Raw genomic sequence first — 26,113 nt, 5'->3', positions numbered from 1 at the left:
GTCGTGAGGACCGAGAGCCTTCTGGCCGAGATCACCGCTGCCTTGGGACGGTCGCCCGTCGATCCGTGGCCGGCCGTCCTGGCCGCGACCCCGCGGGCCGACTTCGTTCCCGACCGGGTGTGGGTCCGGGACGGTGACGGCGGTCACCGGCTGCTGGAGCGCGGGGTGAGTGCGGGGGCGTGGCTGGCCGCCGTGTACAGCGATCAGCCACTCGTCACGGGCTTCACGACGCTGGGCGGCGCCCGGGTCCCGCTGTCGTCGGCGTCCGCGCCCAGTACGGTGGTGCGGCTCCTGGAGGACGCGGGGCTGGCCGCCGACAGCCGCGTCCTGGAGATCGGGACGGGAACGGGGTTCAACACCGCGCTGCTGGCGAGGCGGTGCGCTCGGGGGTCGGTGGTGACGGTGGAGGACGTGCCGGAGCTGTCGGCCCGCGCCGCGCGGACCCTCCGCGATGTCGGTCTCGACCGCTCGGTCACGGTGGTCGCGGCCGACGGGACCGAGGGCTACGCCGCGCAGGCTCCGTACAGCCATGTCCTGGCGACCTGTTCGGTGCGAGCGGTGCCCGCCGCATGGCTGGCGCAGACCCGGACGGGCGGACGGATCGTCACGCCATGGGACAGCGCGTGGGTTTGCTACGGCGCCCTCGTCCTGGACCGGCGGGTGGATGGTGGTGCGGAGGGTCGTTTCGCGGCGCACGGGTCGTACATGCTGATCTCCACGCAGCGGGTGGCGGCCGACCTGGACGACGTACTGCGGCCCGGTCAGGTTCCGGTTTCCGGTACGAGCGCGCTCTCGCCTTGGGCGGTGGCCGGGGAGGACCTCGACGCGCAGTTCCACATCGGGCTGGCCGTGCCGGGGGTCTGGCACTCCTGGGACACGTCGGGCGATGAGGTACCCGTACGGCTGTGGCTGGCCGATGTCGCCGATGCCGACGCCGACGGCGGGGCGAGCTGGGCCTGCGTCGACTGGGACGGGCAGCAGGCGGTGGCCTTCGGCACGCGGCAGTTCGGCGAGCGGCGGTTGTGGGACGAGGTGGAGGCGGCGTACGGGTGGTGGGCGGCGGCCGGGCGGCCGGAGATCAGGCGGTACGGGATGACGATCGAGGCCGACGGCTGGCACGTGCCGTGGCTCGACAGCCCCGGAACTCCGGTTCCGCTGCCATCGGTCCGTACGGGCGCGGGGCGGCGGGCGCATGGGTAGGCACCGACGCCCGGGACCTCCGGTCGGCCCGGCGCCGACTGTGGCGACCTGGCCCGAGGCCGACCCGTCGAGTCCGCTGGCCGCCTACGAGCGTCGCCGGACGCCCCCGATGGGGGTCGTACGTCGGCACCGCCCCGCGAGCGGCGGCGGCAGCCACGTCCGGCCGGACGAGCCGCGGGTGCTGGAGGAGTGGGACGGGTTCAGGTACGCACCTCTGGGCACAGCTCCGAACCTAGCGACGGCCCGGGCCTGGGAGGCGGGGAGTCCGTGGGCGTAGCGCGACGATGCCTGAACCGACAGAGCTGCGCGGCTGAGGTGTGCAGCTCTCCGGGTAATTCCGGTATGCCGGAATCCGCGGAAGTGCTCCAAAACGGCCCACGCGCCGAGTAACGTTGCAGGTCACCAAGCCTGCTCCCCGCACGCGCGGGGATGACCCCAGGATCAGCCAGGCGTATGCCTCGGTGGTGTGATGCTCCCCGCACGCGCAGGGCTGATCCCGGCGTCGCCAGCGCGCGGGCGCGGCCCGCGTCTGGGGCGGGCCCGGCCGTCCGACAAGGATGACGTGCCGCCGAGGCCGATCGGCGGCCCGCACACCGACGTTCCCTGCCTCAAGGCTCCCGCAGGCGCACCGCGAGCGCGGCGATGTCGTCGTCGAGGCGGCCTCTGCTGTGGTGGACGAGGTCGCGGTGGAGAGCAGCGAGCAGTTCGCGGGGCGGCGTCGAGGGCTGGCGGCGCATCCAGGCCGCCAGCGGGAAGAACTCGCCGTCGCGGGCGCGGGCCTCGGCGACGCCGTCGGTGTAGAGGAGCAGCAGGTCGTTGGGCGCGAACTCGAACGTGTCCACGCTGTAATGATCACCGATCAGCTCCGCGAGGCTCAGCAGGGGCGAGGGGGCGGCCGGTTCGAGGATGCGGAGTCTCCCGCGGTTCAGGAGCAGTGGTGGGGGGTGACCGCAGTTGAGGATGTTGACGCGTCCGGCTCCGCGCGGGATCTCGACGAGAAGGGCGGTGGCGAAGCGTTCCATCGGCCCCTCGGGGGGAAATGCGGCGTTGTAGCGGGTGCTGCTGGCGTCCAGCCTGCGCGCGATGTCGACCATGTCCGTCTCGTCGTACGCCGCCTCCCGGAAGGCGTTGACGATCGCCGCGGCCGCCCCCACCGCCGGCAGGCCCTTGCCCCGCACGTCACCGATGAGCAGCCTGACCCCGTACATCGTGTCGACGACCTCGTAGAAATCCCCGCCGATGCGCGCCTCCGCCGCGGCGGCGAGATACAGCGACTCGATCTCGATGCCGCCGATGTGGCGGGGCAGGGGGCTCAGCACCACCTGCTGCGCCGCGTCGGCGACGAGCCGTACCTGGAAGAGCGTACGTTCGCGCTCCAGCCGGAGGTGGCTTCCGTACGCGGCGGCCACGGTCACCGCGATGATCCCCGCGGCCGTCCACCACGTCCCCAGGTCGGGGAAGACGAGGCTGAGGCCGATCATCAGAAGGAGGCAGACCGTCCCGAGCAGGACGGTGGGGAGGACCGGCCACATGGCGGCGGCGAGGGCCGGCGCCGCGGGGAGGAGGCGACTGAAGGCCAGGTCCGGCGGAGTGGAGTAGGCCAGGCTGGCGATGACGACGGTCAGGATGACCGGCGACAGCCGCACAAGTCTTCCCGCGCCGGGGCGCCTACGGAGCCTCGGCCGCCCAGACTCGATCACATTAGACAGAATATCCGGGTAATTCGGAGAAAGCGCTCTGGCCGGGTCTGGCAGGGACTGGACCCGGTCCTGGCAGTTCAGCGGGCGAGGGAGACGGCGAAGGGCTTGAAGCCGTGTCGGCGCAGGATGTGGGGCACGACCAGGATCATGGCCTCGGTGGCGCGGGCCGTGGTGATGTCGCCGAGGTCCTCGATCCAGTCGGGCTGCCAGCCCAGGTCGCCGAGCAGGCCGGTGACGGTCTTCTTCGCGTGTTCGTCATCGCCCGAGAGATAGGCGGTCGGCGGAGTGGCCAGGGTTTCGGGAGCGGTCATGACCATGAAAAGCATGGTGTTGAGGGTCTTGATCACCTGGGTGTCGGGGAGCGCGGCCTGGAGCTTCTCGGCGAGGCTGCTGCCGGGATAGCACAGGTCGCCGGGCAGGCCGTCCGCATCGTCGCGGGTGGCGTTGGAGACGTCGATGAGGATCTTGCCGGCGAGTTCGGTGCGCAGGTCGGTGAGGCGGTCCAGGGAACTGTCGCCTGGCGTCGCGTTGATCACGATGTCGGCGGTGCGGGCGGTGGTGCGCTGGTCGGCGAAGGCGATCCGCGGGGCGAGCCCGGCGGCGCGGGCGGCGGTGCCCTCGGGGCTCCGGCCACCGAGGGTGACGTGGTGTCCGGCTGCGGAGAACTTGCCGGCGAGGTTCGTGCCGACGCGGCCGGCGCCCAGGATGCCGATGCTGGTCATGTGGTGATGCTCCTTGCGGTATCGGGGTGGGGAGGAGGGGAGCCCTTTGGCCAGGTTGGCCCAGGTCAGACGATCGGCGAGAGGACCTTGAGGGCGGCGCCGTGGAGGCCGGGGGCGGCGGCCAGGAAGTCGCGGCTGGCGGTGTTCCAGGGTGCGCCCGCCAGGTCGGTGACGGTGCCACCGGCCTCGGAGACCAGCAGGGCGCCTGCGACCAGGCCGGAGCGGACGTCGGAGAACTGCCAGAACGCGTCCATGCGTCCGGCGGCGACGTGGATGAGCTGCATCGTGGCGGGTACGGACACACGTACGACCAGGCCGTTGATGAGCATCGCGGTGACGGAGTCACCGATCCGCCGGAAGGTGCGCTCGTCCTCGCCGGGCTTGGCCTGGCCGGTGCCGATGAGCGCGGCGCCCAGGCCGGTCTTGGCGGACACCTTCAGCGGTCGGCCGCCCAGGTGGGCCCCGCCACCGGCGACCGCGGTGTAGGTGTCGCCGGTCAGCGGCAGGTGGACGACGGTGAGCACCGGCTGGTTGTCGCGGACCAGGGTGGCGGTGACGGCCCAGTCGTCCATGCCGTGGACGTGGTTGATGTTGCCCTCGGCGGGGTCGACGACCCACCACTCCCCCGGCGGGAGCGCGCCCCCGGCCAGCTCGTCCTCGGCCCACTGCGACCCTCGCCGGGCCCGCAGCAGCGGCTCCCGCAGCACGTCCAGCACCGCGTCGTCATTGGCGTGGATCTCGGCGACGACCTCGTCCAGACTCACGCCCCGGGCGTGCGAGGTGTAGCGGTCGCGCAGCGTGACGCCAGCGGCCTTCACCGCGGCTGTCACGTCGGACAGGAGCGTGGTGTCGGCGGCGAAAGGCATGTCTGTGCTCATGGCTGTGCTCATGACGGGCTCCCTGGGGGATCGGTGGAAGCGGGGCGGTTGTCTCGTTCTCTCGCCCCGCACTTCGAAGGTAGGCCGCCCGATCATTAACAACAAGTGCATGCTTGTCACTTATAGAGTTACTGCCATGCAACTGGATCTGAACCTGCTCACCGCCCTGGACGCCCTGCTGGAAGAGGGCAGCGTCGCCGGCGCGGCAGCACGCCTCCACGTCACCTCACCGGCGATGAGCCGCTCCCTGGGCCGCATCCGCAAGGCCACCGGTGATCAGATCCTGGTCCGCACCGGCCGCAGCATGGTCCCCACCACCCGCGCGCTGGCCATGCGTGCCCAGGTCCACGCCCTGGTGCAGCAGGCCCACCACCTCCTCTCCGCGCAGCAGGAGCTCGACCTGGCGGCTCTGGACCGGGTGTTCACCGTGCGCTGGCACGACGCCCTGACCGCCGCCTGCGGCACCGCCCTGATCACCGCCGTCCACGGCCAGGCCCCCGGCGTCCGGCTGCGCCTGTCCGCCGAACCCGGGACGGACGACGCCGAGCTGCGCCGGGGCGAGGTCGACCTCGAATCGAGCTCCAGCCCTCCGGCGCTCCCCGACATCCGCCACCGCCTCGTCGGCAGCGACCGGCTGGTCGTCGCGGTCCGACCGGGCCACCCGCTCACCTCAGGTCCGCTGACCCTCCAGCGCTACGCGGCCGCCGAGCACCTCACCGTTTCGCGACGCGGAAGCCTGCGCGACCCGATCGACGACGCCCTGACCACCCACGGCCTCGAACGACACGTCGTCGCCGCCGGGCCCACCGCCGCCTTCGCACTGCGACTCGCCCTCGACACCGACCTGGTCGTCACCCTCCCCGACGCGGTCACCCGCACGGCCCGGGAACACCTCGGCCTGACCACACTGCCGCCGCCACTCCCCCTGCCCGACGTACCCCTGTACCTGCTGTGGCACCAGCGCTACGACGACGACCGCGCCCACACCTGGCTGCGAGACCTGGCCACCGAAACCGTCCAGGCACTGTTCACCCCACCGACCTCCTCTCCACAGGCCCTCACCGACCGGACCGGGAAGTGACGGATACGCCCGGGGAAAGGCCTGCGGCAGCTGACTCCCGCTCTCGCGAACACCACCTATTCGTGCGACTGCGCGACTCCTGATTTCTGTGGCGTGGGCCAGGCGACGGTGGTCTGGTCGGGCTGGTCGTAGTCGATGCCGTCGAGCCCCCATCCGTACAGGTCGCGGAGCTGGCTCATGAACCAGGCGGCGCCCGCGGGCGCCGACGCGAGTCCGGCTTGCGGATCCGCCCACAACTCCCGGACCTGGTCCTGGACCTTCGGGTCGAGTTCCCAGCCGTCGAGGCGGATGCGGCCCTGCTCGTCGGTGACGAGCGGTGCGGTGCCGGTGAGCTGGTCCCACAGGTCTTCTGCCTGCTGTGCGGTGGTGCGGAAGCGGTCGCCGAGGACGGTGTGGAGGAAGGCGGTGTACAAGGCGATGGAGGGGATGGCGCTGGAGGCCTGGGTGACGGCGGCTCCGGCGACGACGGTGAACGCCCTCTGGCCGTCCGCGAGGACGGTGTCATTGAGGTCCCCGGCGGTGTTCTCCAGGTGCTTCTTGGCGGCGCCGATGGTGCCCTGGCGGTAGACCGGGGCGGTCAGTTCGGAGCCGATGTAGGTGAGCGCGACGGTGGTGAAGCGGTCGGCGAGCAGGGATCGCTCGGCGAGGGCTTCGACCCACAGCTGCCAGTCGGCGCCGCCCATGACCTGTTCGGTGGCGTACGTCTCGTCTTCGGTGGCGGGCTCCAGGCGGATGCTGCTGACCTTGGCCGTGCCGTCGGAGAAGTCCAGGGCGGGGGCCTGGTAGGGCTGGCCGAGCGGTTTGATCACGGAGTGGTGGACCGTGCCGGTGACCGGGTCGGTGCGCCGGGGCGCGGCGAGGCTGTAGATCAGGTAGTCGACCGTCCCGAACCTCTCCTTGACCAGGTCGAGGACTTCGGCCTTGCCCTTCTCAGAGAAGGCATCGGTGTTGACGAAGACGAAGTCGCTGCCGACTTCGGCGGCGAGGCGGGCGGCGGCCGCGGTGCGGTACCAGCCGGCGGTGGCGGTGCGGCGCTCGGTCTCGGCGCCTTCGTAGGCGACACCGACGCCGCGGATCCCGTGCCGGCGGAGCCCGGTGAGCAGGGTGGCCAGGCCGTATCCGGCGCTGTGGCCGAGGAGCAGCACCACCGGGCTGCTGCCGTCGGTGCGGGCCGGGATCTTGTCCCACATCCGGGTGACCGTCTCGGCGGAGCCGGTGGGGTGGGAGTTGACGATCAGGAAGCCGCGCTGCTTCGGGTCGATCTGCCGGAGGCTCACGGGTGGGTGTCCGTTCCGCTGGTGGGGGTGAGGCGGTCGAGGTGGGTACGCGGGTCGGTGAGGGCCAGGCTGTCGATGCCGAGCCGGTGCTGGAGATGCCCGTCTTCGGGAAGCGTATGGGCGTCGGCGGTGGTGACCTGTGCGAGTGCGCTACGGAGAATCCGCTCGCGGGTTGTGGTTTCCGGCATTGACGGCTCCTTCGGGTCAGTTGGTGGCCGGGGCGGGCGTGGGGAGGCGCCCCATCAGGCTGTCGGCGGGGATGACCGGCAGAGGGAGGGCCGGGGGGCAGGCCGTCGCTGAACAGGTTGCCGAAGCCGAGGGATTCGGGGACGTCGAAGCAGGCGGAACTGGGCTTCAGCCACGCGTCGAAGCTCCGCAGCAACTGACCCTGACTCGTCTGCACCGGACATGCGGTGTGGCGGCCATCACAGTCGGTCGGGGTCGGTCGGTGTCACGTTTGACGTCGCTGCGTGGTCCCTACTGCAGAAGCGAGAGAAGGGATCGTGAGGATGAAGACCGTCATCGTGTGCGCCTCTGTGTCGCACGGCAATACGCGTCGTGTCGCCGACAGCATGGCCGAGGTTCTGGGTGCGCGGGTCGTCTCGCCCGAGGAGGCCGACTTGGCGGAGCTGGCCGGGGCCGACCTCGTGGGATTCGGCTCGGGTGTGTTCCAGGGCAGGCTCCATCCGCGGCTGACCGATTTCGTCAAGGCGCTTCCCGCCGGGCGGGGGCGGGCGTTCGTGTTCGCCACCAGCGGGCTGCCCGAGTTTCCGCTGGCGCCGTTCACCCGCCCTCTGGTCCAGCTGCTCGAAGGCAAGGGCTTCGAGGTGGACGGGAGCTTCTCGTGCCGGGCGTTCGACACCTGGGCGCCGTTCAGGCTCGTCGGCGGTATCAACAAGCAGCGGCCGAACGCCGGGGACCTCGCCGCCGCGCGGGCATTCGCCGCGCGGCTGCGGGACGGACAGGGGTCGGTGTCCTGACACCCGCCGCACTATGGGCTCTTTGCCTGGGGCGACGCGTTCGGACGGAGTCGGAGCTATCGAGTGTGCTGGGTGAGGCCGAACAGGGCACCCGTGGGATCGCGTAGGACCACGTCTCCGTTGGAGTCCTGACGGACCTCCGTCGCACCGAGCTGTCGGGCCCGCTCGGCGTCGGCATCAGGTTGGTTGCTGGCGAAGCGGACCAGCCAGAGTGATCGCTGCGCCGTTGGTTCGTCCGGCGGCGGGCTGGTGGCGGCGGTGGAGTTGTCCGGCAACCGGAACTCGGTGTGCTCGGGGTTGGAGCTCCAGTGCAGGGCTCGTCGGTAGAAGGCGGCAGCCTGTTCGGGGTGGCCGGTGAGAAGGCTGATGCCCGCGAAGGTGCCCGGTTCGTGGGCCAGTTGCATGCCGGTGTGGGTGCCGGGCTGCCAGAGTGACAGCGGTGCGCCGACGGGGTCCAGGGCGACGGCGGCGTGGCCGAGCGTCCCGACCTGGTTGGGTGCCACGATGATCCGGGCGCCCAGGCTCGTGAAACGGGTGGCAGTGGCTTGGATGTCCGACACGGTGACGTTGATCGTCCAGTAGGGCGCGCCGGGGTCCTCGGCCGGCCCCAAGGCGGCGACGAGCTGTCCGCGCAGTGTGCAGAGCCGGTAGCCGTTGGGATCCGGTGGGGCGACGGTCCAACCGAACAGCGCGGTGTAGAACGCCGCCGTCGTCTCCGTGTCGGGGGTGCCGAGGTCGATCCAGCTCACGCTGTTCTCGGGGTGCCGCGTGATGTTCATCGAGATGGCTTTCCGTTGAGGCCGCCTCGCCCCGGCAGCGGGGCGAGGCGGGGCGGTGTCCAGCGCTGACGTCGGCGGCGGCAGCCTGCGGTGTCAGCTGTAGTAGGGCGAGTTCAGGTCGATGCTGGCGTCCTTGACGATGTCGCCGTCGAACAGGCGTGTCGTTGCCGGGGCTCCGGCCCGGCGGGCTTCTTCGGCGAAGGGGCCCTGGGCGAAGGCCAGGGCGTTCTCGGCGCTGTCGAACTCGTAGAAACCGCCGACGGTGTGGGTGCCGATCCCCGACAGCCACGTCTTACGGATGAGACCCGGCGCGGTCTTCAGTGCCGCGTTGACCTGCTGCCAGTCGAACTGCTCGAACGGCACTGCCGCCTGGATCTCGGTGTAGAGAAACGTCTTGCCCATCACGAACCTCCGGCTTCGGGCCTGTCCGGCCCATGTCATTACTAGTACGCACGTCCTAGTAATGCGAGCATGGAGTAGGATGGGCGTACTAGTCAAGGGGGGTTGCGATGGCCGCGGACACGAAGTCCCGCATGATCAGCGCAGCGATCGGGCTGCTGCAACGCCATGGCCTGGCCGCGATGTCCTTCACCGACGTCCTGGCCGAGAGCGGTGCCGCGCGCGGGGCGATCTATCACCATTTCCCCGGCGGCAAACAGCAGCTCGCGCTCGAAGCCGCCAGCCGTAACGCGGAGGACGTCCGCGCTCACCTGCACGCACTGCCGGCGCGCACGCCGCGCGAAGTCGTGGAGGCGTTCCTCGGAAACGTCCGCCCCGTGGTGCAGGCGTCCGCCGGGGGCGGCGGCTGCGCAGTCGCGGCGGTCACCGTCGACGGAGGTGCGGCCATTGCCGACCAGGGCAGCCTGCGTACTGTCGCCGCCGAAGGGTTCGCCGGCTGGGTCGGCGAGCTCACCGGAAAACTCACCCAGGCCGGAATGAGTTCATCCGAGGCCGCCGATCTGGCCACTCTCATGATCGTTACGCTCGAAGGCGCCCACATCCTGTGTCGCGCCGCGGGCAGCATCGCGCCTTTCGACAGAGCCGCCACGGCCCTGCTCTCCGCCCTCCCGGGCTCAGGCTGACCTGCTGGCAGAGTGGAACGGCCGTTACATGACGGTGCCGCCGGACCGTCCCCCCAAGGGAATCTCGGTCCGGCGGCACGACAGGTGAGCTCAGGGCATGGCCCGGCCCCGTTCAGCTACTGGGCGGCGCCCATGACGGTGTTGCCGGTGACCGTGCCGTCGGCGCCGGACACGGTGACGCTGTGGCGGACGCCGTCCGGACCGATGACCACGGCCAGCCACGCGCTGCCGCCGCCGTCCTGGCCGACCACGCGCAGGCTCTCGACCTTGCCGCCGGTCACCGCCGCGGCGGCCTTGTCCGCGGCCTGGGAGAGGGGCAGGGCCGGGAGCGGCGCGGGGGCCGCCTTCAGACCCTTGCCGTTCCACGCGCCGGCGCCGGCGCCGTAGCCCCGCTCGCCGCGCTGCTGCATCTCTCCGGGCTTGCCCCCACGGCGCCCGTCCTTGCCGCCGTGGCCACCAGGACCGCGCCCGTCACCGTTCTCGCCGTGCTCGCCGTTCTGCCCGTTCTCGTGGTCCGAGTCGGCACGGGAGACCGAGAGCTTGCCCTCGTGCTCGTGGTGGCGCTCGACCACGGCCGCGGCAGCCGCCCCGCCGCCCACGAGGACCACGGCCGCGCCGACCGCCGCCCAGCGGGCGCCGCGACGCCGGGGTACCAGGCGACCCATGCCCCGGCGCGTGCGGCCACCGGCCTCCGGGACGCCTTCGGACTGCAGGGACTGCACGGCCTGCTCGGACTGCACGGGCTGCTCAGACGACTCAGACGGCTCGGACGGCGGGAAAACTTCAGACATAGTGGTGCTCCTCGTGCACAACCGGGCACCGCACCCGGCTCGGTGCAGAGCATGCGGCGTGGATACTGAAGCCCACCTGAAGCCAGCTGAAGACCTCTTCAGCTGGGCTTCCGACCGGCCTGAGACCCTGGTGGGCATGCGCGTACTGGTGGTGGAGGACGAACGACGGCTGGCCCTGGCCCTGCAGCGGGGGCTTCAGGCCGAAGGGTTCGTCGTGGACGTCGCCCACGACGGGCCGCAGGGCCTGTGGATGGCCTCCGAACACGACTACGACCTGATCGTGCTCGACATCATGCTGCCCGGCCTGAACGGCTACCGGGTCTGCTCACGCCTCCGCGCGGCCGGAAACGAGTCGGGCATCCTGATGCTCACGGCCAAGGACGGCGAGTACGACGAGGCGGAGGCCCTGGACACCGGGGCCGACGACTTCCTCTCCAAGCCGTTCTCCTACCTCGTCCTGGTCGCCCGGCTCCGCGCGCTGGGACGGCGTACGGGGCGCAGGCGCCCGGAGATCACGACCCTCGGCGACCTGGTCCTGGACCCGGCCCGGCACTCCTGTTCCCGCGCCGGTACGGAGATCCGGCTGACGGCGAGGGAGTTCGCGGTGCTGGAGTACCTCGCCCGGCACGCCGGTGAGGTGGTGCCCAAGCGGGAGATCCTCGACCAGGTGTGGGACAGCGCCTTCGACGGCGACCCGAACGTCGTCGAGGTACACATCAGCGCGGTGCGCCGGAAGATCGACGCCCCCTTCGGCCGGGCCGCGCTGGAGACCGTACGGGGTGCGGGCTACCGACTGGCGGCCGACGGTGGCTGAACCCGCGGCCCGCCGCCACCTGTCCCGCCTGTCCCGCCTACCCCTTCCACTCCGCGTCCACGGCCCCCTCCGTCGGCTGTGGCCCACCACGGTCCGGGCCCGTGCCACCGTGGGTGCCTGCGCCGTCGTGGCGGCGGCCCTGGCGATCGCCTCGTACGCCCTGCTCGGGTTCCTCGGAGCCAACCTGATGCGCAACGCCGAGGACGACGCCGAACGGCAGGCCCTCACCGTCGCGCAGCTCGCCGCCGACGGAAAGCTGGACCAGGTACGTCCGCCCGCCCACGGCGCCGACTTCGTCCAGGTGGTGAGCGCGGACGGCCGCGTCCTGCTCGCCAGCCCGAACCTCGCCGGGACACAGCCGATCCGAACCGCGAACCCGCAGCGCCCGGGCACGCTCTTCCACACCTGGCGGGTCCGCCCGCTCGGCGGCGAGCACCACCAGCGGGTCGTCCAGATCACCACGGACACCCCGCAGGGCTTGGTCACCGTCTACGCGGGCACCTCGCTGCGCGAAGCCGAGGCCGCCGACGACACCACCACGGCCGCCCTCGCCATCGGAGGTCCCCTGCTCCTCGCCACCGTCGCGATGGTCACCTGGTGGGTCACCGGCCGGGCGCTCGGGCCGGTCGAGGCGATACGCGCCGAGGTCGCCGAGATCACCGACCGCGACCTGCACCGCCGGGTCCCGGTGCCGCCCACGCACGACGAGATCGCGCGGCTCGCGCAGACCATGAACGCCACCCTGGACCGGCTGGAGTCCTCCGGCGCCCGCCAGCGCCAGTTCATCGCCGACGCCTCGCACGAACTGCGCAGCCCGATCACCGTCCTGCGCACCCAGCTGGAGGTGGCCCTGGCCGTACGGGATCCCGAGCTGTGGCCCGAGCTGATCAGCGGAGCCCTCGAAGACATCGAGCGGTTGCAGCAGCTCACCGTCGACCTCCTCCTGCTCGCCCGCATCGACGCGGCGCAGCCGGCGCCGACCGTCCGGCTGGACCTGGCCTCCCTGGTGCGCGACGCCACGGAGTCCCGCCTGGGCGACCGGGTCCCCGTACGTACGGACCTGGCCGAGGGCATCGAGGTGCTCGGCAGCGAGCTGTGGCTCACCCGGGTGGTCACCAACCTGCTCGACAACGCCCAGCGCTTCGCCGACGGGCGCGTGGACGTAGTCCTGCGAACAACCAGCGGGCCAGGCGGGCGCACCGCCGTACTGGAGGTCACCGACGACGGTCCGGGCATCCCGCCGGCCGACCGCGAGCGGGCCTTCGAACGCTTCACCCGCCTCGACGACGCCCGCAGCCGCGACCACGGCGGAGCCGGCCTGGGCCTCGCCATCGCCCGCGACCTGACCGCCCATCACGGCGGCACCCTGACAGCGGAGGACCCGACGCACTCCACGCACTCCACGGACTTCACGGACTCCAGGCAGGGCGCCCGCCTCGTCGTCCGCCTGCCGCTGGCCCAGACGGATTGATCACGAGCTTCGGCTGAGCGTGTCCCAACGCGCCGCCCGGGCGCCCACGGTGGCGCCGAGATGGGCATACCCCGGACCCCCGCCGAATACTGGGACAAGTACCGCCCCCACCGCGGCGAGGAACCCCAGCAGCGCCCGGCCGCAGAACGCTTCGAGTGGACCGGCCTGCCCGGCTCAGGCCCCGGCGCCGAGATCCTGGGGACCCTGAAGACCGCCTTGGACCTGGGGCCGGCCGAGGGAGAGAACGCGGCCCACCTGGCCCGGACCGGCGTCGAGGTCGTCGCGGTGGACTTCTCCGCGGTCCAGACCGGCCGCGCCCGGGAGTTCTGGAACGATACCCCGGGCCTGGAGTTCGTCCACGCCGAAGCCTGCGCCTTCCTCGACGAGGACGTGCGCCTGTGGGACGCGATCTACTCCACCTGGGGCGCCGTCTGGTTCACCGACCCCGATGAACTGCTCCCCCGAGTCGCCCGACGCCTCACCCCCGGCGGCATCTTGGCCTTCTCCCACCGCGAGCCGATCGTGGGCCAGTACGGCGCCCAGCAGATGGGCGGCAAGTGGCTGGAGGGCCGGGAGCCAGAGCTGACCGTCCTGCGCTGGCAGCACACCCCCGAACAGTGGACGGACCTCCTCAAGCGCCACGGCTTCGCCGACGTCAGCGCCGAGGTCCTTCCCGACCCGGACGCCACCGCCCTGGGCACCCTTCTGATCACCGCCAAGGCGGCGGCATGGCAAAGGAGGGCCCGCGTCCGGAGTTACGCTCGTTGCCCTGGTGTCGATCCGAGGGGGCGGACGAGTTGGCCGCAGTGGTGCTCGTTCACGGCCTCTATCACCGTCCCGAGCACTTCGCCGTGGTGGCGGAACGGTTGCGGGCCACGGGAAGCGAGGTCGTCGTTCCCGAACTCCACCGAGGCTCGCTCTCCGCTGATACAGCCGCTGTCCAAGCCGTCATCGACGCACTGCCGGAGCCACCGCTCGTGCTCGGCCACTCCTACGGAGGGTCGGTGATCACAGGGGTGCGCGGCGCGGGGCACCTGGTCTACCTGGCCGCCTTCGTGCCGGATGCCGGTGAGAGCGCGGCCGGTCTGGGCGGCGCGTCCCCGCAGCTCCAGGACGCGATCGTCCGTGAACCCGACGGCTCGACCAGCCTCCACCCCGACCGCGCCATCGATGCCCTCTACGGCGACTGCCCCGAACCCCTCGCCACCCGGGCGGCCGGCCTACTGCGTACGCAAGCCCCCGGCTGCGGACGAGGAGTCCCGGACCACCAGGCCTGGAAGCACACCCCCTCCACCTACGTCGTCTGCGCACAGGACCGGGCCATCGACCCAGGCCTCCAGCGGACGATGGCCTCGCGCTGCACCGACGTACGCGAATGGCACACCGGCCACTCCCCGTTCGTGGGCCAGCCCGATCTCGTCGTGCAACTCCTGCGGGAACTCCTCGCTACCCACACTCCACCTGGGCGAGACGAAGCCATCACAACCACTCCTTGAGGGCCGCGATGAGAACGGCCGCCCGATAGCGGACGGCCGGCAGCCTCTTCTGAGCCGCCATGGGCTACGCCCGCCACGCCCACGGCCCGCCACGCCGACCGTCCCGCCCGAGCCGCTCACGCAGTCCGTGGGTGCGAGGCGGGCCTGCGAGCGCGGTCTCCTTTCTCCCGCTGTGTGCGCAGAGCTTTCCTGGACATGGACATGGACGAGGGCTCAGCACCCGCGAGAGTCGCAGCCTGCGGAGAATCGGCCTTCCTCCATACCGGAACGCCATCAGTGCACTCCTGACTGGGCCGCAGTCCACCAGTAGGGACGCCGGAGTACTGGAGGAATGGGACGGGTTCAGGTACGCGTCGGTGGGCACGACCCCGGACCTCGCGGCGGCCCGGTCCTGGGAGACGGGGGGTTCCGTGGGGGTAGGGCGGGGCGAGGACTTGCCTCGATGAGGGCCACATGGTGGCAGGGCCTCAGGACGGGTGCCTGCCCAGCCGTCCCTTTCCCGTGCTCGCTTTGACCGATGCTGGCCTGGGCCAGCATTGAGCGACAGTGCCTGACCTGGCGGAGCCGCGCGCCTCAGGTGTGAGCATTTCCTAGATATCCCGGAATGCCGGAGTCTGTAGAAGTGCTCCAAACGGCCCGCTCGCCGAGTAACGTTGCAGGTCACCGAGCCTGCTCCCCACACGCGCGGGGATGACCCCTCTGGCGGCGAAGCCTGGCGACGGAGGACTTCATGCTCCCTGCACATGCGGGGAGCACGCCGTGGTCGTTCCTCCCGCTGTGACCGTGTCTGGCTGCTGCTGTCGCCTCGTAGGAACGGAAAACCGGAGTTGCTGTCAGAAGTGTGGACAGTGCCCTTGTCCGCCCGAGCCTCGGCGCCGAAGTGGCCTCGGCCTCGGCACACGCCGGGACCGCCCCGCTTCGCTTCGGCGGCTTGCGGAGAGCCGGACCGGCCAGGGCTCATCCCCTCGGCGGAACCAGCCCCGCCTCGTAAGCCGCGATGACGAGTTGGACGCGGTCGCGGGCGTCGAGTTTGGTCAGCAGGCGGGCCACGTGGGTCTTCGCGGTGGCGAGGCCGATGAAAAGGTGGGCGGCGATCTCGCCGTTGGACATGCCGCTCCCGACCAGGACCAGTACCTCGTGTTCACGTTGGGTGAGGCCGGTGATCTCCCTCCTCGGCGGGGAGGGGTTGGGCCGGCTGGTGATGTCGGCGATGAGGCGGCTGGTGACGCTCGGCGCGATCAACGCGTCGCCGCCGGCCACCACGCGGATCGCCGCGACGATGTCCACCAGCGCCATGTCCTTGACCAGGAATCCGCTCGCGCCGGCCCGCAGCGAGGCGTAGACGTTCTCGTCGTCGTCGAACGTGGTGAGCATGAGTACGCGCGGCGGTGTGGCCGTGTGGGTGATCGCCAGGGTGGCTTCGATGCCGTCCATGACGGGCATGCGGATGTCCATCACCACGACGTCGGGCCGCAGCTCCGCGGCCAGCTCAACGGCCCGCGCACCCGTTCCGGCCTCGCCTACGATCTCGATGTCGGGGATGTCGGTGATGACCATGCTCAGCCCGGCACGTATCAGCTCCTGATCGTCGGCGAGCACGACGCGGATCGTCATGCGGGCAGCCTCGCCGACACCCGGAAGCCGCCCTCGGGTCCGGGCCCCGCGCTGAAGCGGCCGTTCAGCAGGGCGACCCGCTCGCGCATCCCGGGGATCCCGAAACCGGTTCCCCCCGTCGTCACGTCACCGCGCGACCCGCCGCGCCCGTCGTCGACGATCTCGATGGCCAGCTCCTCGTCCCCGTACTCCACGGACACCCGGCAGCGGTCGGTGCCGGAATGGCGCACGGCGTTGGTGACCGCCTCCTGGATGATACGGAAGGCGGCGAGGTCGATCTCGGGGGGTATCGGGCGCCGTTGCCCCAGCCAGCGGACCTCGACCCGGACGCCGGCGTCCGCCGTCCTCCCCGCCAACTGGTCGACGGCCTCCAGGCCCGCTGCCGGAGAGCCGTTCACCGTACCCGTACGCTCCCCCTCCTCCCCGGCTTCCCCTGCCTCCGCACGACGCAGCGAGACCAGCATGCGGCGCAGGCCGGCCAGCGTTTCGCGGCTGGTGACCTCGATGGCGTCCAGCGCCTTGCGCGCTCCGGCCGGCTGGGTGTCGAGGACCAGGCGCGCCGCGCCGGCCTGGATCGCGATGACGCCGACGCTGTGGGCGACCATGTCGTGCAGCTCGCGGGCGATCCGTAACCGTTCGGCCGTGACCGCCTGGGTGGCGGCCTGCGCGCGCAAAGCCTGGCTGTAGAGGCGTTGCTGACGGATCGAGTTGCCGATCGTCCAGGGGATCACGACGCTCGCCGCGACGGCCAGCAGGGTGCTGAGGAAATCGCTGAACACATCCTGCCCGTGGCTGACCGCCAGCCATTCGCCGGACCACACCGCCAGCTCGGTGATGGCGGCCGCGACAGCGATCCGGCGCGGACGCACGACCGCGATGTAACAGACCAGGCCGTCCATCGCCAGAAAGAGCGGCCATGTCTTCACGCCGAGCGCCAACATCACCACCGATTCGGCCAGGAGCACCCCGAACACCAGCAGCGGCCGCCGACGGGCCCAGCCGATCGCCAGCGCCAGGACGACGGCCAGTCCCACCTCCAGCACGAGCCCCAGGAGCACCGGCTGACGCACGCCCGGGTGCGGGTGGAGCGGCGCCATCCGGTACGTCGTCGTGGCGAACAGCAGGAGTGCGAACAGCGCGGCGGCGCACCAGCACAAGGCCGTCCACACACCCGACGGCAACCGTCCCAGCAACGGGGGACTCGGCATCACGTGATCCACCTCGGGATCGTAGCCACCCCCACCACCGCCGGGCGTCCACCCGTGGGCGTACGCCCGCAAGGGGACCGGCCCGTCCCACCGGTCCGCCCCTGAGCTGGCGTCAGGAGCCGGGTGCGCGGCCTAGCTTCCTGGGCATGACCACACTCCGTCGCGCGGCGCTGGCCGCCGCGCTCGCGCTCGTCCTCCCGCTGCCGATCGCCGGGGCGGCCACGGCCGCCAGCCCGCCCGCCGCCACCGCGGCAGCTCTGCCACCAGCCCTCCTCACCCCGGAACTACCCCACCCAACAGGCCCGTTCACAGTCGGCCTCAACACACTGCACCTGGTCGACACGCACCGGCAGGACCCCTGGGTCCCGGCTGCCGGGCCCCGGCAGCTGATGGTCTCCCTGTTCTATCCCGCCCGCCCCGGGACCGGCGGGCCCGCCCCCTACATGACGACCGCGGGAGCCCTGGCCTGGCTGCGGCAGGACCACATCCCGAACGCCGCCGACCTCGCCCCAGCGCTCAGCGCCACCCACAGCTGGGCGTACACCGACGCACGCCCGGCGCCCGGCCGGTTCCCGCTGGTCCTGCTCTCCCCCGGCCTCACCATGCCGCGAGCCACCCTGACCAGCGTCGCCGTCGACCTGACCAGCCGCGGGTACGTCGTCGCGCTGGTCGATCACACCTACGAGGCGCCCGGGATCACCTTCCCCGACGGCCGGACGCCCGGCTGCGTCATCTGCGACCGGCCCCCGGCAGGCGGCCCGGAGGCCGTGGCCCTCAGCCGCGCCAAGGACCTCTCCTTCGTCATCGACCGGTTGACCGACCGCCACCCGTCCTGGCCGTACGCCCGCCTGATCGACCCCCGGCGGATCGGCCTGGCCGGCCACTCCATCGGCGGTGACGCCGCCGCCGCGACCATGGCCGCCGACCGGCGGGTGCGGGCCGGCGCCGACCTGGACGGCACCCTCTTCGCACCGATCCCGGCCACCGGCCTGGGCGGCCGCCCCTTCCTGTTGCTCGGCGCGCAGGCCGACGAGAGCCCGGGCCAGGACCCCAGCTGGACTCAGGGCTGGACGCGCCTGGACGGCTGGAAGCGCTGGCTGACCATCGCCGGTGCCCAGCACGGCAGCTTCACGGACGTACCGTTGCTCGCCTCCCAGGCGGGCCTCCCCGAGCCGCCCACGCCGCTCTCGCCTACGCGCGGCCTGCAGCTCACCCACGACTACCTCGGGTCCTTCTTCGACCTTCAGCTGAAGGGCATCCCACGACCACTGCTCGACGGACCGTCACCGGCGAACCCGGAGATCACCTTCCAGTACCCGTGAGCCGTGAATCTCCGGCCTACCCACGTGACGGGTGTTGCTGTGTGGATCACGGGGCGGGCCCGGGTGGCAGCCCGGACCCGCGCGGTGCGGTGTGGTGCGGTGTGTTGCGGTGATCAGGCCTTCGCTGCGGACCCGTTGTTGGACGGCGCCTCGGCCTTGGCGTCCGTACCGGCCTTGGCGTCCGAAGCGGCCTTGCCGCCCTGGTTGAGCATGCCGCCGAGGGCGCTGAGGTTGCCGGCGCCGCCTCCGACGCCTCCGGTGACGAGGGGTGCTGCCTTCTCGGCGGCTTCGACGGCGATCTTGGCCATCTTCTGCAGGTGTTCGGTGGCGGTCTTCAGGGCTTCCTGGGCGCGTTCGCCGGCGGCCTTGTCGTTGCCGGCGGCGGCTTCGATGCCCTTGGTGAGCACCTGGCCCATGGTGTTGAGGCCGCTCATGTCGCGGAACAGGTTCGCGGTGGCGATGGCCTGCGCCGTTTGCAGGCCGACCGGGTCGGGCATCGCCGCGAGCGGCGTGAACTTCGCCTGGGAAGCGCCCATGCCGGCCGCCGTGGTGTCGAGGTCCTTCGCGCGCCCTCCCATGGAGACCGGTGCGATGTCGGCCGGCGTGATCTGGATGGGCGAGTCCTTCCAGTTCCAGAAACGGGTGAGGTCGATCTTCTCGGCCGAGTTGGCCCGGCCGAGTACGGCCTCGGCGAAGACGCCCTTGGTGGCGATGGCGATCGTATTGGTCACCGGGGCCCCGAACGTGGCGTCGCCCGGCTGGCGGGCCTTGGTCCACGCCTCTCGTTCCTGCTCGCTGCCGAAGTTCCACCGGAAGCCGAGGTAGTTGCCGGTGGTGGCGATCGGCTTCGGGTCCAGCAGGGTGCCGAGCAGGACCGGTGCGGCGTTCGAGCCCGCCGGGGTGTAGGAGTAGTTGGCGAGGATGCGGCTGAGCGTCAGCTCGTCGGCGTTCGCCCAGACGGCCTGGCTGTAGTGGCGGCGGTTGTCGTTCAGGTGGTCCAGGACCGCCTGCGCCACGTTTCCGCCGCGCACGTAGAAGCCGAGGGAGGCGAGGTAGGTGCGGGTGCCGGACTTCACCGTGGAGCCGAACAGCCCGCAGATGGCCGCGCCGCCGGCGTCCTCGCTTAGGTCCGGCGCGACGGCGGTGGTCTCGGCGATCCCGAAGTTGACCACGCCCGAGGTCATCGTCAGGCGCAGTCCGGCGAGGCTGCCGCGGGCGGCCGTGCCGGACCAGGCATCAACGGCGAGCAGCTTGTCGGCGCCGCCGAAGGTGTGGGACGTGCGCTGCTGAATACCGGAGCCGCCGGTGTCGCCGTAGCGGACGGTGTGGCCGGGGAAGACCACCTGGAGGCTGCGGATCCCGAACTCGTCGTACCAGACGTCGATTTTGGACGCGTAAGGGGAGTCGGCCTTCGAGGGGACGTCGAAGGGGATCGGCGTATCCCGCTCCGCGAAGAGGCGCCGGGAAGGGGTCCCGGTGGTCTCCAGCACCCAGATGTCCCCGTTGGCGGACGAGACGAGATCTGCGACCCCGGTGCCTATCCCGAGGTAGCTGGAGGGAAGAACGGCCCAGGTCCCAGTGGTCGCCAGCCCGACGGGCTTGCCGTCGGCCGTGACGCCCCAGAGCGCGCCGCCCGTACCGGCGGACAGGCGCTTCATGTTCGTCGTCCCGGTCCGGTCCGTCCAGCCGGTGCTGGTGCGCTCGAAGGTTCGCCCCTCCCGGCAGTACCAGAGCTTGTCCCTGCCGACGACGGCGACGTCGTCGGCCTTGACGTTCAGGCTCTGCATTGTGCCGTCCGGGGAACGCTGCCCGAGTGAGTTTTCCGTGCCGACGAGGTAGAGCGTGCCGTCCGGGCCGCATGCGAGGGCCAGAGCCCGCCAGCTCTGCGGGTGGCTGCGCCAGGTGGTCCCGTCGAACTGCACGAGCATGTTGTCGGTCCTGAGTCCCCACACGGTGTCCTTGCCCGGTGCGATCCGGGCCAGGTCTCCGTCCAGTCCGGTGGTGGGCAGCGGGTTCCACTGCCGGCTCACCGGATCGAACCGGACCGGGCTGCCGTCGTACTTGCGCACCCCGTACACGCCCATGGACGAAGAGGCGATGTCGGACAGGTCCACCCCGTCGAAAGCCTGGAGGGTCGACGGCGCCTCTGGGGCCGTGCACGCGTCGAGCTTGCGCACGGTGGTGTCGAAGGGGTTTGCGGCCCGGATCTTCGCGGCCCAGTCGGTCGGCGCGACCGAGGCGAGCACCTCCTTGTACCGCTGCAGGCTGGTGTAGTTGAAGTTGAGTTCCTGCAGCGGAATGAACAAGCAGCGTTCCAGCTTCGTCGGCTTGGTCACCACGTTGTAGACCTGGACGACCTCGTAGTACTGCACCGACATCGCGTGCATGTGGTTGTAGTTGGTGACGACCCGGGTGAGGACCTGCTCCTTCTCCAACTGCGTCGTCTCGCGCACGACCGTCATGTTCCGGCTGCGGGCCGCGGTCGCCAGCTGCTGGGTCCGCGCGCTGATGCGCTGCGTCGCCTCCTCGGCGACCGACTTCACGCCGGTGGAGCGGGACACCGCGGTCGTGAAGCCCGTGTTCGACGACTCGCCCCAGTTGCCGCCGCCGCCGATACCGAAGAACGCGACGCCGATGCTGCCGCCGGAGCTTGACGACTTGCTCACCTGGGACGCCTGGGAGGTGCCGAACTGCTCCTCGCGGGCTATCGCGTTCGCGACCTCGCTGATCGACCGGTTCTGGTCGGTGGTGCCAGCGAGCGTCTCGGCCTCGGAAGCCGTCTCGCTGCCGGTGGCCTTGGTGGTGCGCTGCCAGTCGACGACCGCGACCTTGGTGCTCTCGCCGGGCGCGAGCGCGAGGCTGTGCAGCAGTCTGCCGAGCGTGACGCCCTGGGCCGACCAGCTCTGCTCCGTCGTGACGATCATGCCCTCGGCCGGGCGGTCGTAGAACGGTAAGTTCTCCTCGCCGAGGTCGATGGCGCCGGTCAGCTTGCGCGCCGGTTTCGCTCCGGGGATGTCGGTGAGCACCACCGAGCGGTACCGGACGATCTCCACCGGGTAGCTGCCGGTGGTCGGAAGCAGGTCCTTCGGCGTCGGACCGTCGAGCATCGCCTTGTCCACTTCGAACGGGGGCGACGTACTCGCCGGGGCCGTCGCGCTCGCCGGGGCCGTCGCTGGTGTGGTGGCAGGTTTTCCGGTGCTCGGGGTGGTCATCATGATTCCCGTCTGCGAGGAAAGGGTGGGGAGGCCGCCATGACCGCCAGGACCTGGAGCTCCTGGCCCATAGGCGAAAAAAGCCTTCCGGACCGCTCGAAACTACACATCCTGATCACAACAGCGACACACTTCATCAAACTTGGCCAGAATCAGGGCCGACTCAGTGCCCGGCTCAGCGGCCCTCCCGCGGCGCCCGCACGCGGTGATCCCGGTCTGGCCTCTCCACAGAGGGACGTCCTACCGATTGGTAGGTTGACGTCCCCAGCAAGGCAGTGAGGGGGGAACCGATGGGGATACGAAGGATACGAAGCGGGCGTCGGGGCGCCGGAGTGCTGTGGGCACGGGGCGCGGCCGGTCTGGCGGTCCTGGGCGGAGTGAGCTGGCTGCTGGCATGGGGCATGGCCCCGCCGGAGGGGTCCGTGAAGGTGTTGACGGGGCAGGGGCCCGGGGGTTTCGCCACTTCCATGCTGGGCGCGGTTGCTGCCGGGTCATGGATCGCCGCGTCCGGCGCGCTCGGGATCGCGCTGGTCATCGGGGCCGTGGATACGGTGCGGGGCTGTTGGCGGGCCGGCCGCCGGTCGGGCATGAGCGCCGGGTCTCTGCTGGCAGTGGGCGTGGCCGGTGGGGCAGTCCTGGCCTGGGTTCATCGGCTGCTGGTGGATGTTGTCCCGGAAGGCTCCATCGAGCTGCGGCCACGCCCGGGCGCCATGGGGTCCATGGGGTTCATGGAGGTCCCGTACGGGCCCGACCTGGTAGTGATCGTGCTGATGGTCGTGGCGGTGGGCCTTGTCCGGGGATGCCGCCGTGCGTCGAGACCTGCCTGAGGGCGGCGGCCGGAGTCAGTGGGTCGGCAGCGCGATGGCCTCCTCGCCATCGAGGATGCGGCCCAGGTCGGCCGGGGGCGTCGGTGAGCGGAGCGCCTCGCAGGCCTCGGACTCGCTCGGCTCCCCCGAGGGCGGGACGCGGACACCTGGGCCGGACTCGGTCAGTGTTGATACGGGTCCGAGGAGGAACGGCCCAGGAAACCGGTGTTGCTGTCGAACTATCTGCCACTGACCGGTTCTCAGCCGTTCCTCAGATGAGGTCGCAGGGCGGGCGTGATCGGCCGGACAGGCGATCATGCCCGGCCGAGCGGAGAACGGTGTCGGGCACCTGCCCGTGGGGCGGGCGGTGTGCGCTCAGGCGAGCAGGCCCAGCCCGCTGTACCAAAGCGGGCCGGGGTTGAGCCGGTCACCGTGGAGCTTCAGCATCGCGTCGAAGAACTCCAGCGGAGTGGGTTTGTCGGCGAGAAGGCGGATCGCGTCCCGCAGGTACTGGCGGGTTTCGTCGAGGATCTTGGGGTCGTCGGGCAGGTCTTTGTTCTTGTGGCCGGCGACCACGTGGCTGGGGTTGAGTTCGGCGATCCGGTCGATACCGTCGAGCCACGCCTGGAGGCCGCCGTTGCCGCCTTCGAGCATCATCTGGTGCACGCCGTTGTAGACGACGTCTCCGGCGACGACAAGGCCGATCGAGGGTACGTGCAGGACGCTGGAGTCGTCGGTGTCGGTGTGGCCGGTCTCGACCGCGCGCAGGACCTGGCCCTCCAGCCGGAAACCTTCGGCCGGTACGGGGACGGCGAGGACCGGGGTGTTCTCCGGGACCTGGGGAAAGGTCTTCGCGAACCCCTCCTCCTTGCCCTTCAGCTGCTCGTGCATCTGCCGGATGGTGCCCTCGGTGGCGTACACGACGGTGTCGGTATCGCCGAACCGCTCCACGAGCGTTGCGGTGCCGAACCAGTGGTCGGGGTGGCCGTGAGTGATGTACACGAACGCGAGCCGCTTGCCGGAGCGCGCCACACCCTGCCCGACCTGCGCGATCTGGCCGAGGGTCAGCGGTGGGTCCACCAGGACGGCATCCCGCTCGCCGTAGACCAGGGTGGACGAGATGGGCGAGGAGACGATCTCCTCCCCGTTCGGCAGCCGCAGATCGATCTTCCTGGGTACTCCGTCCGAGACGAGGACCTCGTAGGACAGGGCAACGGGTTCGGTCACTTTGGGCACTTCCCTCATGGATCGGCACAGGGTCCCCGAACCACTCTCGCACCAGGAGCGGCGCCACGCCCGCTGCTGGAGGCGATGATCGGGCTCCACACCGCGATGATGGTTCGCGCCAGACCACGGGTTGGCGGTGGGGCGCTGTAGCCCGGGACGTCGTCCAGGACGATGTCCGGTGGGCGCCCGCACACCGAGGTGATGACCAGGTTCCCGCAGGATCACGAGGGCCGTGAGGCGTTTCGGGCGGGCGGAAGCCCGGTCCCCACCCACCACCACATGCACTGGGCCGAAGACGTGAGTCGGCCGATCACCAGCTGACGGTGACCGGCTCGACCTCGGGCACGCCGGGACGGTCTGCGGCCAACTCGCTCGCGTCCGAACGTTGATGTGGACATGGAGCGGGGTGATCCGAGTGACGCCGGGTGGGAACGACCGCGGCCGTTCCTGCCGGTCAGTAACAGGCGGATCACCCCACCTGGACCCCACGCCCACCAATGGGCCCGGTTCGTCATGCCCCGAGCAGCACCAACACGCCCCCTCGCCTGGCCGGTTGCTGCTCGGGGCCGCCACCCCGACAGAAGGGACACGCCCCGACATGGTCACCCTGGACCTGCGCCACGTGGCAAGCCTCGCCGTACGGGACCTCCTTCTGTGATCAGACGGCCACCGCCGAGGGCCTCGGTCTGGGACTGGCGGGGACGGAGCAGGCCGTCGTAGATCACGACGGAGTTGGTATAGGTGCCGTTGTCCTGCAGGGTGCTGCTGGTGACGACCGGGGTCTCGTGCTCGGCGATCTGGTAGGCGAAGGTGTAGGCCGCCTTGTCCGTACCCGGCTTCTGGGGCGGGGTCCAGACCGCGGTGTTGCGGCCGAGGTTGTCGTAGGCCGTGGTGACCTTGCGGCCGTTGGCGTCGGTGCTCTCGAGTACGCTGCCGCGGGCCGGGTCGCCCTTGGAGACGGTCGTGTATCCGGCAGCGTTCGTCACCGTGGTGGCGAAGACCGGCCCCGTGGCCGGACTGTAGGCCGTGGAAGCGGCCTTGCCCGACGCGTCGTACACCTTGATGACACGGCCGAGGGCGTCGTATTCAGTGCGCGCCGTGGTGATCCAGCCGGTCCCTGCCGCGTCATTGGTGTCGACCTGATAGGGCAGGCCCTTGACCGGAGCGGTACCGAAGGCATTGAGGGCGTCGTACGAGGTGCGCGTGTCGGAGAGTGTTGTAGCGGTGCCGGACTGGGCGCAATCGCCTGCGGTCATCCGGGTCCGCTGAGGCAGCCCGATCAGGTACTTGTTCGTGTTGTGGACGTAGGTGGTGGTGGCGCACTTCTGGTCGACGGTTGACCAGCCCCCCGTGCCGTTCCGGGCAAGCGTGTCGTTCTGCGCCGTCACCGGAAGGCCGTAGACGGGCTCGACGGTGGATGTCGTTCGGGTGATGCGCGTCGCGCCGCCGCTGATCGTCTCGATCTTGTCAGTACGAGGGGCGCTGACCCGGTATGCATCGAGTGAGGTGGTGCCGTCGCGCGGCCGGGAGGCGGTCTTCTGGTTCGCCGTCCAGGTGAGCGTGCGGGAGGCGATGCTGCCGCCGGACTTGGTGTAGGTGATGTCCTCGAACGCACGGCCCTGGTACGGAAGCAGGTCTTCGCCGAGGTCCTCTGTGCCGGTGGAGTCCTTGACCGTGATTTTCGGGCGGCCAGCGTCCGCTGACATGCCGCGGAAGTAGCGGGTGCGGGTCTGGGACTCCTCGGTGGCGTCCGCGGCGCCTGTGTTGGCGGTCGCGCCCTTCTTCACCACGACGCTCGTGTACCCGCGCCCGCTGGAGGCCGGATTCCACCTGCTGACGCGGTATCCGGTGATCGGGTCGCAGACAGTGGCGACGAGACAGCGCCACGAGAAGATGGGAGTGTCGGGCCCGTAGACCATCGTGTTCCAGCTCGCGCCGATGACGTCTGCGATGTCGGGGACGGTCACGGTCGGCCGCAGGTCCAGTTGCAGCGTCTCCTTTGAAGTAGGAGAGCCGGCCCTCCGGATCCTCCACGATGTCCGCCTGTGCGCGGTGTGCGACCTCGGAGTCGTGCCAGATGAGGGTGATGTCCTCCAGCCCCTCGCCGAGTACAGACAGGCGGGTTCCGTTGATGGCCAGGCCCACGGCGCGGGTGGGGCCATCATGGCGCCATGGCGGTCCAGCATCAGGATCGGACCAGTCCGGGGCCCGCCTACGGGGTAGCTGTGTCTCTACGAGCGGCGGCTCCGTAGTCTCGCAGACGATCAGCTCCACGTGATCCGTGATGCGCACCCGGCACCCGGACCTGCGAGCGGACTTCGCGTCCACGATACGGACCCTCCTGGTCCTCTTCTCTTACATGGCTTTGCCGCCGCTCTTTCCTCGCCCTGTCACGGGCCCGGCAAGGTCGTTCTCACACCGGAGGACGACCGACGGAAGAGGGACGGGACGGG

23 protein-coding genes and 1 pseudogene are annotated in these 26,113 nt (G+C 70.7%); 11 read left to right on the top strand and 13 right to left on the bottom strand.

The annotated features are described in order from the left end of the window. Positions 1-3 precede the first annotated feature (3 nt). Positions 4-1,200: a methyltransferase domain-containing protein gene (locus tag OHS33_RS34545; protein ID WP_330334365.1), complete on the top strand. Its 1,197-nt coding sequence runs from the start codon at positions 4-6 to the stop codon at positions 1,198-1,200. Then, entirely contained in the window at positions 1,193-1,477 is a 285-nt protein-coding gene (locus OHS33_RS34540) for a DUF6087 family protein (protein ID WP_330334364.1), read from the top strand. Before OHS33_RS34545 ends, OHS33_RS34540 begins: the two co-directional genes overlap by 8 nt. 331 nt (positions 1,478-1,808) lie before the next feature. Here OHS33_RS34540 and OHS33_RS34535 read toward each other — a convergent pair whose 3' ends face one another. The 3 genes from OHS33_RS34535 to OHS33_RS34525 form a co-directional block, all read right to left on the bottom strand. After that, a complete protein-coding gene (locus OHS33_RS34535; protein WP_330334363.1) occupies positions 1,809-2,846 on the bottom strand; it encodes a PP2C family protein-serine/threonine phosphatase in 1,038 nt (345 codons plus the stop codon). Positions 2,847-2,977: 131 nt separating this feature from the next. Next, positions 2,978-3,622 (bottom strand): NADPH-dependent F420 reductase, encoded by a 645-nt coding sequence (locus OHS33_RS34530; protein WP_330334362.1) that lies wholly within the window; start codon positions 3,620-3,622, stop codon positions 2,978-2,980. 65 nt (positions 3,623-3,687) lie between these two features. Then, positions 3,688-4,500 (bottom strand): inositol monophosphatase family protein, encoded by an 813-nt coding sequence (locus OHS33_RS34525; protein ID WP_330335318.1) that lies wholly within the window; start codon positions 4,498-4,500, stop codon positions 3,688-3,690. 136 nt (positions 4,501-4,636) lie between these two features. Between OHS33_RS34525 and OHS33_RS34520 the strand changes: the two genes are divergently transcribed. Beyond that, positions 4,637-5,581, top strand: a complete 945-nt coding sequence (locus tag OHS33_RS34520) for a LysR family transcriptional regulator (RefSeq protein ID WP_330334361.1) — start codon at positions 4,637-4,639, stop codon at positions 5,579-5,581. Positions 5,582-5,637: 56 nt separating this feature from the next. On the opposite strand, the gene OHS33_RS34515 is transcribed toward OHS33_RS34520, so the two are convergent. Together OHS33_RS34515 and OHS33_RS34510 are read right to left on the bottom strand one after the other, a co-directional pair. Next, the gene (locus tag OHS33_RS34515; RefSeq protein WP_330334360.1) at positions 5,638-6,858 is read right to left on the bottom strand and encodes an enoyl-[acyl-carrier-protein] reductase FabV; all 1,221 of its coding nucleotides are present in this window, start codon (positions 6,856-6,858) and stop codon (positions 5,638-5,640) included. Further along, positions 6,855-7,046 (bottom strand): hypothetical protein, encoded by a 192-nt coding sequence (locus OHS33_RS34510; RefSeq protein WP_330334359.1) that lies wholly within the window; start codon positions 7,044-7,046, stop codon positions 6,855-6,857. Before OHS33_RS34510 ends, OHS33_RS34515 begins: the two co-directional genes overlap by 4 nt. A gap of 321 nt (positions 7,047-7,367) precedes the next feature. Between OHS33_RS34510 and OHS33_RS34505 the strand changes: the two genes are divergently transcribed. Beyond that, on the top strand, positions 7,368-7,838 hold the full coding sequence (locus tag OHS33_RS34505; RefSeq protein WP_330334358.1) for a flavodoxin family protein: 471 nt from the start codon (positions 7,368-7,370) through the stop codon (positions 7,836-7,838). A gap of 56 nt (positions 7,839-7,894) precedes the next feature. On the opposite strand, the gene OHS33_RS34500 is transcribed toward OHS33_RS34505, so the two are convergent. Next, a complete protein-coding gene (locus tag OHS33_RS34500; protein WP_330334357.1) occupies positions 7,895-8,617 on the bottom strand; it encodes a VOC family protein in 723 nt (240 codons plus the stop codon). Between the two features lie 93 nt (positions 8,618-8,710). Beyond that, a complete protein-coding gene (locus OHS33_RS34495) occupies positions 8,711-9,019 on the bottom strand; it encodes a hypothetical protein (RefSeq protein ID WP_330334356.1) in 309 nt (102 codons plus the stop codon). A 107-nt stretch (positions 9,020-9,126) separates the two neighbouring features. Here OHS33_RS34495 and OHS33_RS34490 point away from each other — a divergent pair, with 107 nt between their 5' ends. Further along, entirely contained in the window at positions 9,127-9,699 is a 573-nt protein-coding gene (locus OHS33_RS34490; protein WP_330334355.1) for a TetR/AcrR family transcriptional regulator, read from the top strand. Positions 9,700-9,815: 116 nt separating this feature from the next. On the opposite strand, the gene OHS33_RS34485 is transcribed toward OHS33_RS34490, so the two are convergent. Then, the gene (locus OHS33_RS34485) at positions 9,816-10,490 is read right to left on the bottom strand and encodes a hypothetical protein (protein ID WP_330334354.1); all 675 of its coding nucleotides are present in this window, start codon (positions 10,488-10,490) and stop codon (positions 9,816-9,818) included. A 136-nt stretch (positions 10,491-10,626) separates the two neighbouring features. On the opposite strand from OHS33_RS34485, the gene OHS33_RS34480 reads away from it, so the two are divergent. From OHS33_RS34480 to OHS33_RS34465, 4 genes and pseudogenes are all read left to right on the top strand, one after another. After that, complete coding sequence (locus tag OHS33_RS34480) at positions 10,627-11,304, top strand: response regulator transcription factor (protein ID WP_330334353.1); 678 nt, start codon at positions 10,627-10,629, stop codon at positions 11,302-11,304. 76 nt (positions 11,305-11,380) lie between these two features. After that, positions 11,381-12,775 carry an ATP-binding protein gene (locus OHS33_RS34475; RefSeq protein WP_443065490.1) on the top strand — a complete coding sequence of 465 codons (1,395 nt, stop codon included), beginning with the start codon at positions 11,381-11,383 and terminating at the stop codon, positions 12,773-12,775. A 60-nt stretch (positions 12,776-12,835) separates the two neighbouring features. Next, a pseudogene (locus OHS33_RS34470) lies at positions 12,836-13,423 on the top strand (class I SAM-dependent methyltransferase); the annotation flags it as partial. Between the two features lie 149 nt (positions 13,424-13,572). Next, positions 13,573-14,271 carry an alpha/beta fold hydrolase gene (locus OHS33_RS34465; protein ID WP_330334351.1) on the top strand — a complete coding sequence of 233 codons (699 nt, stop codon included), beginning with the start codon at positions 13,573-13,575 and terminating at the stop codon, positions 14,269-14,271. 957 nt (positions 14,272-15,228) lie between these two features. Here the strand turns inward: OHS33_RS34465 and OHS33_RS34460 are convergent. Both OHS33_RS34460 and OHS33_RS34455 read right to left on the bottom strand, forming a co-directional pair. Beyond that, the gene (locus OHS33_RS34460; RefSeq protein WP_330334350.1) at positions 15,229-15,885 is read right to left on the bottom strand and encodes a response regulator transcription factor; all 657 of its coding nucleotides are present in this window, start codon (positions 15,883-15,885) and stop codon (positions 15,229-15,231) included. Further along, positions 15,882-17,105, bottom strand: coding sequence for a sensor histidine kinase (locus OHS33_RS34455; RefSeq protein ID WP_330334349.1), 1,224 nt, complete (start codon positions 17,103-17,105; stop codon positions 15,882-15,884). The genes OHS33_RS34460 and OHS33_RS34455 overlap by 4 nt, the downstream gene beginning before the upstream one ends. Positions 17,106-17,239: 134 nt before the next feature. Here OHS33_RS34455 and OHS33_RS34450 point away from each other — a divergent pair, with 134 nt between their 5' ends. Then, positions 17,240-18,415 (top strand): alpha/beta hydrolase family protein, encoded by a 1,176-nt coding sequence (locus OHS33_RS34450; protein WP_330334348.1) that lies wholly within the window; start codon positions 17,240-17,242, stop codon positions 18,413-18,415. Between the two features lie 113 nt (positions 18,416-18,528). Here the strand turns inward: OHS33_RS34450 and OHS33_RS34445 are convergent, their stop codons facing one another. Beyond that, positions 18,529-21,630: a hypothetical protein gene (locus OHS33_RS34445; RefSeq protein ID WP_330334347.1), complete on the bottom strand. Its 3,102-nt coding sequence runs from the start codon at positions 21,628-21,630 to the stop codon at positions 18,529-18,531. Positions 21,631-22,049: 419 nt separating this feature from the next. Between OHS33_RS34445 and OHS33_RS34440 the strand changes: the two genes are divergently transcribed. Further along, a complete protein-coding gene (locus OHS33_RS34440) occupies positions 22,050-22,454 on the top strand; it encodes a hypothetical protein (protein WP_330334346.1) in 405 nt (134 codons plus the stop codon). Positions 22,455-22,808: 354 nt separating this feature from the next. Here the strand turns inward: OHS33_RS34440 and OHS33_RS34435 are convergent, their stop codons facing one another. Further along, positions 22,809-23,660 carry an MBL fold metallo-hydrolase gene (locus tag OHS33_RS34435; RefSeq protein WP_330334345.1) on the bottom strand — a complete coding sequence of 284 codons (852 nt, stop codon included), beginning with the start codon at positions 23,658-23,660 and terminating at the stop codon, positions 22,809-22,811. 602 nt (positions 23,661-24,262) lie between these two features. After that, complete coding sequence (locus OHS33_RS34430; RefSeq protein WP_330334344.1) at positions 24,263-25,627, bottom strand: hypothetical protein; 1,365 nt, start codon at positions 25,625-25,627, stop codon at positions 24,263-24,265. Positions 25,628-26,113 lie beyond the last annotated feature (486 nt).

The organism is Streptomyces sp. NBC_00536 (genome assembly GCF_036346295.1).
Lineage (GTDB): Bacteria > Actinomycetota > Actinomycetes > Streptomycetales > Streptomycetaceae > Streptomyces.
Note: the sequence above shows the minus strand (reverse complement) of the source record. Positions and strands in the feature narration are given on the sequence as shown.